The sequence below is a fragment of the Chryseobacterium sp. SIMBA_038 genome (genome assembly GCF_046535115.1).
Taxonomy (GTDB): domain Bacteria; phylum Bacteroidota; class Bacteroidia; order Flavobacteriales; family Weeksellaceae; genus Chryseobacterium.
This window is the reverse complement of the sequence record NZ_JAWRXH010000007.1, coordinates 18095-30720: the sequence shown is the minus strand read 5'-3', so window position 1 is coordinate 30720 and position 12626 is coordinate 18095. Positions and strand designations below refer to the sequence as shown.

Here is a 12626-nt window from a genome sequence, read left to right as displayed (position 1 = left end):
TAAAATAAGGCTGTATGATGATGAAGAACGAAGAATTTAATTTTATGGATGTATTTTCAAAAGGAATTTGTGTATTTTTAATGGGTGTTTTGTCATTATCTAAGGCTCAGAAAATTAACGAAATAATAAAACAAAATGGTATTTTCAGAAAAGATACTGTGTTTACCGTTATAAGTGATTCAAAAGAAACCTATTTACCTGTAACCATCATTAAAGGAAAAGAAAAAGGTCCTATTTTCAGTATAGTTGCTGGGATTCACGGTTATGAATATCCACCGATTATTGCCGTTCAGGAATTACTAAATGAAATCAAACCTGAACAGGTAAAAGGAACTTTAATCATTATTCCAATTGCCAATGTTGAGGCTTTTCAGAAAAGAACACCTTTTATTAATCCGTTAGACAATAAAAATTTAAATAATGCTTTTCCAGGCTCGCCAAATGGAACTCCAACCGATCAGATCGCGAATATTATTACGAAAGAAATTATTTCAAATTCTACCATATTTTTAGACATTCACGGAGGAGATGCGAATGAAGATTTGCTGCCTTTTGTATGTTATTACGACAGAAAAGATAGCCCTGAAAATACAAAATTAGCTCACGATCTGTCTATCCGGTCTCAAATCGATCATATCGTTTCTTATCCATACAATCTTACGTCGACAGAACCTGCAAAATATGCTTTTAAACAGGCAACCCAGCAGGGAATTACGGCTTTAAGTATTGAAGCCGGAAAATTAGGAACCGTTCAGAAAGAAAATGTAGACATGATCAAGACTGTCGTTTACAATATGCTTGAATCTTCCGGAAATTATGTAAAAAGTAAACCGAAGATTAAAACCGAAAGAAAACCAACACTTTTTGATCGGCAGGATTATATAAAAGTTCCCGAAACCGGAATTTTTTACAGTGAGCTGAAAAGTGGAGATAGAGTAACAAAAAATCAAGTTTTAGGCTATATTACAGATGAATTTGGTAAAAAGAAACAGGATATTATTTCTAAAGCTAATGGAATTATTTTATACAAAGTAGGAACTCCACCAGTGAATAAAGATGAAACCTTATTTTGCATCGGATATTCAGAAAAGTAGATAAATTTAGAATAAATTTTAAATATTGCTATCATTGGCTGAGTGAAACGCCCTTGCGAACTTAAAAGCAGTTAGTAGTCAAAAAAAATTTGCGCTCTTTGCGCTAAAAAATAAAAGCACCTATTTTAATTAAAATAAAAAAACAAAAAATGAAAAAATTATACACAATTATTGCGCTCTCAACCGCCGTAATAGCTTTTTCTCAAAAACCTTTAGACAAGGTCGAACCCGCTTTCTGGTGGAAAGGAATGAAAAATCCCGAACTCCAGATCTTGGTCTACGGAAAAGATATTGCTAACAATGAAATCGAACTTTCAGATGGTGTTCAGGCTAAAAACATTCAAAAAGTTGAAAACTCTAACTATGTTTTTGTAACGGTAAATACCAACGAAATCAATGTTCCAAAATTTAAGATTAATATTAAAAACGGCAAAAAAAATATTGGTTCTTATACTTATGAATTAAAAGAAAGGATGCCAAACTCTGCCAACAGAGAATCTTTTACGTCAAAAGATGTAATGTATTTAATCATGCCTGACCGTTTTGCAAATGGTGATGAAAAAAATGATTCAAGCCCGAATTTGACGGAAAAAGCAAACAGAAGTCTTCCAAACGGCCGTCATGGCGGAGATTTACGCGGAATCATCAACAATCTTGATTATATCCAAAATTTAGGAGCAACCTCAGTTTGGTTAACTCCGGTAAATGAGGACAATGAAAAAGTGTATTCATATCACGGTTATGCCCAAACCGATTTATATAAAATCGATGGACGTTACGGAACTAACGAAGAATACAAAGAACTTTCTCAAAAATTAAATAAAAGAAACATGATGTTGGTGATGGATTACGTCACCAATCACTGGGGAATTTCACATTGGATGATCAAAGATTTACCTACAAAAGACTGGATTCATTTATTTAGTGATGAGGAAAAGGGTTTCAAACGTTCCAATTACAAAACAACAACACAATTCGATACAAATGCTTCTGAAGTTGACAAAAAAGTAGCGTTAGACGGTTGGTTTGATACAACGATGCCCGATATTAATCAAAAAAATCCTTTAGTCTTAAAATATTTAACCCAAAACGCAATTTGGTGGATAGAATATGCCGAATTAGGCGGTTTTCGTGTAGATACTTATCCTTACAACGATAAAGAAGCGATGGCAAAATGGGCAAAAGCAATCACCGACGAATATCCTAAATTCAATATTGTCGGAGAAACTTGGCTGAATACCGCTGCCTATATTTCAGCTTGGCAAAAGGGTTCAAAAACAGGAGAAGCGGCGAATTATAACTCAAACCTTCCGTCTGTGATGGATTTTATGCTGTACGGCGACATGCCGAAAGCTTTGAAGGAAAAAGAAGGCTGGGACACGGGAATGAACAGAATTTATAACAGTTTAGCAAGCGATTTCCTTTATCCTGACATCAATAATGTGATGGTTTTCTTTGAAAATCACGATACCGAAAGATGGAATGAAATTTTTAATAATGACCCGAAAGCGTACAAATTGGGATTAACTTTAATTTCAACCGTTCGTGGAATTCCACAAATTTACTACGGTTCCGAAGTTGGAATGCGTGGCGACAAAAATAAAGGTGGCGATGCAGATATCCGAAGAGATTTTCCGGGTGGTTGGAAATCGGATAAACAAAATGCTTTTCAAACTTCTGCTCAAACGCCTGAACAAAAGGAATTTTATGACTTTACTCAGAAATTATTGAACTGGAGAAAAGGAAAAGAAGTGATTCATTCCGGAAAAACTAAAAATTTCGTTCCTCAGAATAATGTTTTTGTGTATTTTAGATATAATGAAAAAGAAAGCGTGATGGTGGTTTTAAATAATAATGAAAAAGAAGAAACATTAGATTTAAAACATTTTGCAGAATCTTTAAAAGGTTTTTCAAAAGGAAAAGATGTGATTTCTGATAAGGAAGTTTCATTACAAAATAGCTTAAAAATACCTGCAAAAACGTCGATGATTATTGAATTAAAATAAACTTAAACATATTTTATATTCTCTTTCAAACTTCGCTGAGTGAAACGCCTTTGCGAACGAAAAATATGCAGAAAAAAGATAAAAAGAAAACTTTGCGCTCTGTGCGTTAAAAAAATTAGATACAACTTCCAAACCTAACAGGTTTTTAAAATCTGTTAGGTTTATTAGAAAAAATAATTTAAATATGAAAAAAACAACAATATTATTCACCTTCATCTTATTTGTATTGAGCTTTACAACCATTTCAGCACAATCCCAATTTGATAAAGAAAAAGCAGAAATCGGAACCATGCTCGACGGTTTCAATGTTGCAGCAGCAAAATCCGATTATACAACTTATTTCAATTATTTCGCAGATGAATCTACTTTTATCGGAACAGATGCAACCGAAGTTTGGGATAAAAAAGCCTTTATGATTTGGGCAAAACCTTATTTCGATAAAAAGAAAACCTGGAATTTTACTTCATTAAAAAGAAACATCTATTTCAGCAAAGATGGAAAATTGGCTTGGTTTGATGAGGTATTGGATACTCAAATGAAGATCTGCCGTGGTTCCGGAGTTGTAGAAAAAATAAATGGAGCTTGGAAAGTAAAACAATATGTACTTTCAATGACAATTCCAAACGATGTGTCTGATAAAGTGGTTTCTGAAAAAACTGCAATTGAAGATGTTCTTATTCAGGATTTAAAAACAAAAAAATAAACATAAAACACAATGTCAAAAAAAATTAAACCGAATCTTTCCATGCCTCAAATCATTAATATGAGCATGGGGTTTTTGGGAATTCAGATGGCTTTTGGTTTACAGAACGGAAATGCGAGCAGAATTTTAGCCAATTTAGGAGCTGATGTTCACGAATTATCTTGGTTCTGGCTGGTTGCGCCATTTACAGGACTGATCGTTCAACCAATCATCGGTCACATGGGAGACAATACATGGAGCCCGTTAGGAAGAAGAAAACCCTATTTTTTAATCGGTGCAATTTTATGTGCGATTGGGCTAGTTTTGCTTCCCAATGCCGCAACTGTTACCCATATGTTTGCAGCAAATGCACTTTTATTGGCCGTTATTTTCCTTGCAATGATGGATGCTTCCGTGAATATTGCGATGGAACCTTTCAGAGCTTTGGTAGGCGATATGCTTCCAAAACATCAGGGAACGTTAGGATTTTCAATTCAGACTATTTTAATTGGAATTGGGGCAGTTGTAGGCTCGTATGTTCCAAGTTTACTGACAAAATTGGGAGTTTCAAATGAAGCTCCAGAGGGCTTTGTAGGAGATAATGTGATCTATTCTTTCTATGTGGGAGCCGGATTGCTGATCATAACAATACTTTACACAATTATTACAACTAAAGAATATTCACCAAAAGAATTTGCAGAGTTTGAAGATGGAAAAGAAGTGATAGAAGAAAAATCTAAATTCAGCGATATTTTCAAGGATTTTGCGAACATTCCTACTCAAATGAAAAAATTGGGCATCGTTCAGTTTTTCTCATGGTTTGCTTTGTTTACGATGTGGGTTTTTACGACAAGTGCTTTGGCAACCCATCATTTTGGACTTTCTCCTGAAGATACTCACTCCAAAGCCTTCAATAACGCAGGAGATTTAACGGGTGAATTATTCGGAATGTATAATCTTTGGGCAATTCCATTCGCTTTTTTATTGACTCCAATTGCAAAATGGATCGGAAAAAAACAAACCCACGCTCTTGCTTTAGCTTGTGGCGGATTAGGATTGATTTCAATGTATTTCATTAAAGACGTCAATCATCTTTGGATGTCAATGATCGGATTAGGATTTGCTTGGGCGAGCATTTTAGCAATGCCTTATGCTATGTTGATTGAAGTGATTCCACAAAGAAAAATGGGAGTTTACATGGGGATTTTCAACTTTTTTATTGTAATTCCACAGATCATTAACGGACTTTTCGGAGGCCCGATTGTAAGCAATATTTTCGGAAATCAGGCAATGGATTATGTCGTGGTTGGAGGAGTCTGTATGTTGATCGGAGCAGTAGTTACAATGATTTTCATTAAATCAGAAGACGAAACACCACAGGAAATTGAAGAGGAAATTCAGCAGGTACATTTTTAAGGTGAATAGTGAATTGTCAATAGTGAATCTTGATAATAAACTTCAAATTTTTGAAAATTAATTTAATAACATCAATAGGAGCGGGCTTTAGCCCGCTTTCTTATTTAATCCAAAAGAAGGCTTTAGCCAAAACCTACAATAACAATGTGAATTGTAAACTCAGAAGATAAATCTAATTTCTAACATCTAAAATCTAATTTCTATTCATATAATCTATTGAATTTTAATTTTTTATTAAGCTAATCATAGCTTTTAATCTCTAATTTAGATAGATTAAATTTAAAGAATGTACGACATCATTATAATAGGAAGTGGAGCAGGAGGCGCAACAATGGCATATCGATTGGCAGACAGCGGAAAAAAAATTCTCATTGTTGAAAGAGGAGATTATGTTCCTATAGAAAAAGAAAATTGGGATTCTGTAGAAGTTTTCCAGAAAAACAGATATACAACCACGGATTTATGGCTCGATAAACACAATAAACCGTTTCGCCCCGGAATGCATTACAATGTTGGTGGAAACACCAAATTTTACGGTGCCGCATTATTTCGTTTAAGAGAAGAAGATTTTAAAGAAATACACCATTATGGCGGAACTTCACCCGCTTGGCCTATTCAATATCAGGATTTAAAGGATTATTATCTTGAATCAGAGAAACTTTTTCATGTTCATGGCAAAAGAGGATCAGATCCTACGGAACCTTTTGATTCTGAGCCTTATCCAAACCCGCCTTTACCGCACGAACCACGAATTCAGGAAGTTGTGGATGAGTTGGTTGATTATGGATGGCAACCGTTTGAATTGCCGATTGGAGTAAATTTTAAACCTCACGAAACTGCAAATGCACCGTACACATTAGACCGTTTTGATGGTTTTCCTGATGCTGCGGAAAGAAAAGGTGACGCTCATCTTTGTTCTTTGGCAAAAGCGTTGGAACATCCGAATGTTGAATTAATGGTCAATACAAAAGTGTTGCGATTAAATACAAATGAAGAAGGAACCAAGATCGCCGAAATTGTAGTCCAACAAAACGGAGAAACAAAAACTCTGACTTCTGATTTGGTTATTCTTTCTGCGGGAGCAATCAATTCTGCGGCACTCCTTTTGGAAAGTAAAAGTGAAAAATTCCCTAACGGACTTGCCAATTCTTCAGATCAGGTGGGCAGAAATTATATGTTTCATCAAAATTCTGCCTTGGTAGCATTATATACCGAGCCCAATCACACAAAATTCGGAAAAACATTCGGGATTAATGATTTTTACCATGCCAATAAAGGCTATGAATTTCCTTTGGGACACATTCAAATGTTGGGGAAATCAGATGAACATCAGATCAAAGCCGACAGTCCGATTGCCGCGCCGGGTTTTACTTTTGAATTAATGGCAGAACACGCCGTAGATTTTTGGTTGACCTCGGAAGATTTACCCGATCCGGATAATAGAGTAACGGTTGAAAACGGACAAATTAAAATAAGTTATACTTCTAATAATCAACAGGGACACGAATTTCTGAAAGAAGAATTGATCAAAGCATTAAAAGCTTCAGGAAAATTCAAATCGTTTTTGTTTAAAGGAATTTATTTCAGCAAAGGTATGGATATCGCTTCACCCGCCCATCAAAACGGAACCACAAAAATGGGATTAGATCCGAAAACTTCGGTCGTAGATACAAACTGTAAAGCACATGATCTCGATAATTTATATATTGTCGATGGCGGATTTTTCGTTTCAAGTGGTGCGGTAAATCCTGCGCTGACAATCATTGCAATGGCATTGAGAGTGGGAGATCATCTTAAAACCAATGTTTTAACATTATGAATTCCAGGATAGCCCAAATCATTATCATCTTTTTATTGGCCTTTTTTACGGGAGTTAATTTTGTCGTGTTTCCGGCTCTAGGAACGGCTTTTACGGATGCTTCACTTTTTGGACTTTCATCATCGCAGTTTGGAAATTTATTTATTCCGCAGGTGATTTGTATTATCATCTCATGTTTGGTAGCGCCGTTTTTGGTGAATAAATTCGGCTCGAAAATCATTTTGGGAGCCGGATTATTATTAATGATTATTTCAACAGGAATTTTGTGGATGCTCCAGTTTTTTATGAATGATAAATCTTTGCTTTTTCCTGTATTAATGATTTTGGTAGCGTTCACAGGCTCAGGTTTTGGAGTTTCGATTACGACTTTGAATCCTTTAGCAGCAAGCTTATTTGAAAAGAATAAATCTTCCGCAATTTTAATATTACAGTTTTTAGTCGGATTGGGAACTTCAACTTCTCCAATGATGATGAATTTAATTGGAAATGTGAAAAACTGGATGTACGTTCCGGCAGGTATCTTTGTTTTAGTTTCAATAATTTTCGTCTTTGTTTTATTTTTAAAACTGGAAAAAGGAACATTTTTCGAACTTCCAAAGCATTTTAAAATTCCTTCAAAATTGTGGATTTTCTTTATCGCAATCGTTTTGTACGGCTTTATTGAGGGGACTTTCGGGAGTTTTGGTGCGATAATTCTCAAAAATCAAGGATTGGATAACAACAAAGCGAGCTTGGGATTATCATTATTCTGGGGCGGAATAGCTTTAAACCGCCTGCTTTTCGGAATTTTCTCAAAAAATAATGATTTGTCTTACTTATTTCTGTTCTCTCCTTTAATCGTCGCTGGATTACTTTTATCATTAATACTATTTCCAAACGTAAATATTGTTGTATTAATGATGTTCTTGATCGGATTTTTTATGGGAAGCATATTCCCGGGATCTATCGGTTGGGGAACGGTGGAATTTCCGACGTTGTCCGTTTTGGTATCCGGATTTTTAATGGCAGCAAACCAAATCGGAACTGGAATTATCACTAATGTTTTGGGTAATTTTTCCAATCAAACCAATATTATTTTCCAGTTTTTAATCGTTTGTATGGGTATCATTTGTGTTTTACTTTTCTGTTTAAAGAAAAATTCTAAAATAAAAGAAGCCTTCTAAAATAAACTTGTTTAAACTTTATTTTAACCGCAAAAGATTTTAACACATAAGTTTATTTAAGTTAAATTCTTTACATATAGAAGAACACATAAGTTTTTAAAAATCTTTGATTTTTACTTTTTTTGTGAATTTTTGTTTCTAATATAGAAAGTCCCAAGAGCTTTTGTTACTTTTGTGGTTAAATTACAATAACAAAAGCGGATCAATTCAAATCCGCTTTTTAATTTACTATAATCAGATTGGCTTTAGCCAAAACTTAATAATCTTAACAACTTAATTTGATCTTAATGGTTAAATTTCATCATTAATTTCAATTACACTAATTCTTCAATTTGCGCTACCGTTTTCGCTAAATTTTCATCTTTCAATTGAGGAACCATCATTCCCTGAGACTGGAAAACTTCCACATCAGTAATCCCGATGAAGGCGAATAACGTTTTTAAATAATGCTCCATGTTTTCGATCAGTCCGTTTTCATAAACACCGCCTATTGCAAAATTTAAATATAATTTCTTGTTTTGTAGTAAACCTTTTGGAGTTCCGTCAGCGTAAGAGAATGTTTTTCCGCCAACCGCGATACTGTCTATCCACGATTTTAACGTTGAAGGAAAAGTGAAGTTATAAAAAGGAACACCAATCACAATAATATCAGCTTCCTGAATTTGTTTCAGTGATTCTTCCGAATATTTTCCAGCTTCTTTTTCGTGCTCATTTTTGTCTTCGTCCGGAACTCTTGAAGCACTAAAATGATGAATTTCCAAATGCGGAATCGGATTCGCTGCCAAATCACGGGTAACAACTTTGCTGCCAGGATTTTTTTCTAACAATTGATTGATAACAGCCTGAGAAAGTTTGTTGCTTACAGAGTTTTCTCCGCTGATACTGGTTTGGATATTTAAAATGTTTGCCATTTTGTTTTAACTTTTTTTGTTTTTATTACTGACAAAATTATTGTAAATTTACTTTCCAAAGTATAGTAGTTACCTAAAGGAAAGTGAAAAAAATGGAAAAACAACATAATCATAAAGACTGTATTCAGGCATTGAAGCCTGTTCGTGACACCTTAGATGTTATCAATGGAAAATGGAAACTGCAGATCATCATCTCTTTAAATCACGGAAATAAACGTTTTACAGAGATTGAAAGAAGCATTCCGAAGTTAACATCAAAAGTTTTAGCCAAAGAATTAAGGGAACTCGAACAAAACGGTTTGGTCGAAAGAATAGTCAAAGATACATATCCTGTCAGCATAGAATATTTCCCTACTGCACACACAAAAACATTAGGTCCAGTCGTAGAATCTTTAAAAGATTGGGGCGAAAATCACCGTAAACATATTTTCGGAAGCCCCGCAGAAGTCGAGAAAAGAGAATAAATATATAAGCAATTATTGGAATTAGAACATAATGTTTGTCATTCAGAACGAAGTGAAGAATCTATTATTACTCATTACCAATTACTTATTATTCATTTTTCGGAGCTATTTCCCGCTCTCCACACTCGCTATTTTGTAGGTTTCGGCGGCGGCAAAGCCGCCGCCGAAACCTACAAAATGAGCTCAAACAAATGCTGCGATCGGGGCTACGGTATTTGTCGTCCTTTTAATAATACACGATAACAACCTTTTTTTCATTCGCAGGTATCTCAATAATCATTATCATAAAATCAACTTTACAAAATAAGTTTAGATTCCACACTCCACTTCGTTCCGTTCTGAATGACAAACAGAACGCACAACCTTTGCTGAGTGAAACGCCTTTGCGAACGAAAAATATTTTCAATATTAATAAAAACTCTTTGTGTTCTTTGCGTTTAAAAAAAGGCATTTAAAAGTTCTCTTCACCTTTCTTATCCTACGTCAACATTTTCCCAGTCTGCACACCGTAAATTTGTACTATAAATAATTAACAATATGAAAACAGTATATCATAAAGCAGATACAAGAGGTCACGCAGATCATGGTTGGTTAAATTCTTACCATACATTCAGTTTTGCGAATTATCAAAATCAGGAAAGAACACATTTCGGAGTGTTGAGAGTATTGAATGACGACACCGTTTCTCAGGGAATGGGCTTCGGAACGCATCCTCATAAAAATATGGAAATCATTTCAATTCCTTTGGAAGGCGATTTAGAACATAAAGACTCAATGGGAACGACTGCTGTAATCAAAAAAGGCGAAATTCAGGTGATGAGCGCAGGAACGGGTGTAATGCACAGCGAATACAACAAAAATAAAGATGAATCTGTAAAATTCTTGCAAATCTGGGTGTTCCCAAAAGAAGAAAATGTTGAACCGAGATACGACCAGAAAAGCATCAAAGAAGGCGAAAAAATCAATGGATTTCAACAGATTTTATCACCAAACAAAAATGACGATGGTGTTTGGATTCATCAGGATGCATGGTTTAATTTAGCCAATTTCACTCAAGGAAATGGCAAAAATTATACACTTAACAAAAAAGGAAACGGCGTTTATGCCTTTGTATTAAAAGGAAGCGCAAAAGTAGGCGACAGAATTTTAAAGGAAAGAGACGGATTAGGAATCTGGGATACTCAAAGTTTCAACATCGAAGCAATAGATGATTCAGAAATCCTTTTAATGGAAGTTCCGATGGAATTACCTTCTTATCTTAAATAATACTAAATTTGCAAACTTTAAACAGAAAAAATATAATGAAAATTTTAGCAGTAGCAGGAAGTAATTCTGATGCATCAATCAATAGACAATTGGTAACGTATGCCACAACATTATTCGAAAACGCAGAAGTAGAAATCGTTGACATGAACGATTTTGAAATGCCAATTTACAAACATCAAAGAGAAGTAGAAAGCGGAATTCCTCAGCAAGCGCAAGATTTCGCATCAAAAATCGATAATGCAGATGTTCTTTTGGTTGCACTTTCTGAGCATAATGGGACGTATTCTACAGCATTTAAAAATGTGTTCGACTGGACTTCAAGAATCAAACCAAGAACAGTTTGGAATGAAGTTCCAATGTTATTGATGGCTACAGCTCCTGGAGGAAGAGGAGGATTAGGTGTTTTGGAAGCAGCAGAAAAACGTTTTCCGTCGCATGGAGGAAATATCGTTGATACCTTCACACTTCCTTTCTTTAATGATAATTTTGACAAATCGGCTCAAAAGATTTCTAATGAAGAAAAAGACAGTGAGTTAAGAGAAAAAATTCAGAAGATTTCGGCTATTGAATCGATCCTTGAAAAATAGGTTTGAATATTAATTTAAAATTAATATCTTTGCAAAAAGAAAAAAGATGAAAATTCAGTCCACTTTCAAAGAATGTTTCTCCATAAAAGGAAAAACTGTGGGCACTGAAATTCTGAGATAAAATAACGGCCGATAATCTACCAAGATTGTCGGCTTTTTTATTTTCTAAAATTGATATAAAAAGTTTGAAATAAATTTTTAAAAGTAGACATGAGCAACACGTACAAATCAGCAGGAGTAGACAAAGAGGAAGGATACAAAACCGTTGACAAGATCAAAAAAGCGGTTGGTGAAACCCACAATTCAAATGTATTGAATCATTTGGGAAGTTTTGGTGCTTTCTACGAGATCGGAGGATACAAAAATCCTGTTTTGGTTTCAGGAACGGATGGAGTAGGAACGAAGCTGAAAGTAGCTTTAGATTCTAAAAAATACGATTCTATTGGGGTAGATTGTTTTGCAATGTGTGCAAATGATATCCTTTGTCACGGTGCAAAACCATTGTTCTTTTTAGATTATTTGGCTTGCGGAAAATTAGATTCTGAAATTGCTGCTGAGATCGTTTTAGGAATGGTGGCAGCATGTAAAGACAACAACTGTGCATTGATCGGTGGTGAAACTGCTGAAATGCCGGGAATGTACAAGCCGGGAGATTATGATGTTGCAGGATTCTGTGTAGGAATTGTTGAAAAAGATCAGATTATCGACGGTTCTAAAATCAAACCGGGTAACAAAATTATTGCTCTTCCAAGTTCAGGATTCCACTCAAACGGATTCTCTTTAGTAAGAAAAGTATTCCCAAATTTTGAAGAAGAATTTGAAGGAAAACCATTATACGAAACACTTTTAGTTCCGACTAGATTATATTATAAAGATATTCACAAAGTGATTGAAGAAGTACAGGTTGCCGGTATAGCTCACATCACAGGTGGTGGATTGTACGAAAACATTCCGAGAATTATCGGTGATGGATTATGTGCGACTATTGATGCTTCAAAAATCCAGATTCCAAGTATTATGTTGGAATTAGAAAAAAGAGGTGGTGTAGCACGTGAAGAAATGTTCGGAACATTCAATATGGGTGTCGGAATGATCGTTGTTGTAAATGCAGAACACGCAGAAAAAGTATTACACCTTTTGGACGATGCTTACGAAATCGGAGAAATCACAGAAGGAAGCGAAAAAATAGACCTGAAATTTTAAATAAAAATAGAATTT

General features: G+C 34.9%; 11 protein-coding genes. 10 read left to right on the top strand and 1 reads right to left on the bottom strand.

Annotated features, from left to right (window positions below; genetic code table 11):
• Positions 1-14: 14 nt before the first annotated feature.
• The 6 genes from SB689_RS17665 to SB689_RS17640 all read left to right on the top strand — a co-directional run bounded on the left by SB689_RS17665 (position 15) and on the right by SB689_RS17640 (position 8180).
• Positions 15-1094, top strand: a complete 1080-nt coding sequence (locus SB689_RS17665; RefSeq protein ID WP_410693425.1) for a succinylglutamate desuccinylase/aspartoacylase family protein — start codon at positions 15-17, stop codon at positions 1092-1094.
• A 149-nt stretch (positions 1095-1243) separates the two neighbouring features.
• Positions 1244-3100, top strand: coding sequence for a glycoside hydrolase family 13 protein (locus SB689_RS17660; protein WP_410693424.1), 1857 nt, complete (start codon positions 1244-1246; stop codon positions 3098-3100).
• Between the two features lie 184 nt (positions 3101-3284).
• Positions 3285-3803, top strand: a complete 519-nt coding sequence (locus SB689_RS17655; RefSeq protein ID WP_410693423.1) for a nuclear transport factor 2 family protein — start codon at positions 3285-3287, stop codon at positions 3801-3803.
• Positions 3804-3815: 12 nt separating this feature from the next.
• Positions 3816-5198: an MFS transporter gene (locus SB689_RS17650; RefSeq protein ID WP_410693422.1), complete on the top strand. Its 1383-nt coding sequence runs from the start codon at positions 3816-3818 to the stop codon at positions 5196-5198.
• Positions 5199-5484: 286 nt separating this feature from the next.
• Complete coding sequence (locus SB689_RS17645; protein ID WP_410693421.1) at positions 5485-7017, top strand: GMC oxidoreductase; 1533 nt, start codon at positions 5485-5487, stop codon at positions 7015-7017.
• Positions 7014-8180, top strand: coding sequence for an MFS transporter (locus tag SB689_RS17640; RefSeq protein WP_410693420.1), 1167 nt, complete (start codon positions 7014-7016; stop codon positions 8178-8180). The genes SB689_RS17645 and SB689_RS17640 overlap by 4 nt, the downstream gene beginning before the upstream one ends.
• A gap of 314 nt (positions 8181-8494) precedes the next feature.
• Here the strand turns inward: SB689_RS17640 and SB689_RS17635 are convergent, their stop codons facing one another.
• Positions 8495-9091 (bottom strand): FMN-dependent NADH-azoreductase, encoded by a 597-nt coding sequence (locus SB689_RS17635; protein WP_410693419.1) that lies wholly within the window; start codon positions 9089-9091, stop codon positions 8495-8497.
• Between the two features lie 92 nt (positions 9092-9183).
• On the opposite strand from SB689_RS17635, the gene SB689_RS17630 reads away from it, so the two are divergent.
• The 4 genes from SB689_RS17630 to purM all read left to right on the top strand — a co-directional run bounded on the left by SB689_RS17630 (position 9184) and on the right by purM (position 12611).
• Positions 9184-9555 carry a winged helix-turn-helix transcriptional regulator gene (locus SB689_RS17630; RefSeq protein WP_410693418.1) on the top strand — a complete coding sequence of 124 codons (372 nt, stop codon included), beginning with the start codon at positions 9184-9186 and terminating at the stop codon, positions 9553-9555.
• 537 nt (positions 9556-10092) lie between these two features.
• Positions 10093-10821 carry a pirin family protein gene (locus tag SB689_RS17625; protein WP_410693417.1) on the top strand — a complete coding sequence of 243 codons (729 nt, stop codon included), beginning with the start codon at positions 10093-10095 and terminating at the stop codon, positions 10819-10821.
• 35 nt (positions 10822-10856) lie between these two features.
• The gene (locus SB689_RS17620) at positions 10857-11408 is read left to right on the top strand and encodes an NADPH-dependent FMN reductase (protein WP_410693416.1); all 552 of its coding nucleotides are present in this window, start codon (positions 10857-10859) and stop codon (positions 11406-11408) included.
• 210 nt (positions 11409-11618) lie between these two features.
• Entirely contained in the window at positions 11619-12611 is a 993-nt protein-coding gene (purM, locus tag SB689_RS17615; protein WP_410693415.1) for a phosphoribosylformylglycinamidine cyclo-ligase, read from the top strand.
• Positions 12612-12626 lie beyond the last annotated feature (15 nt).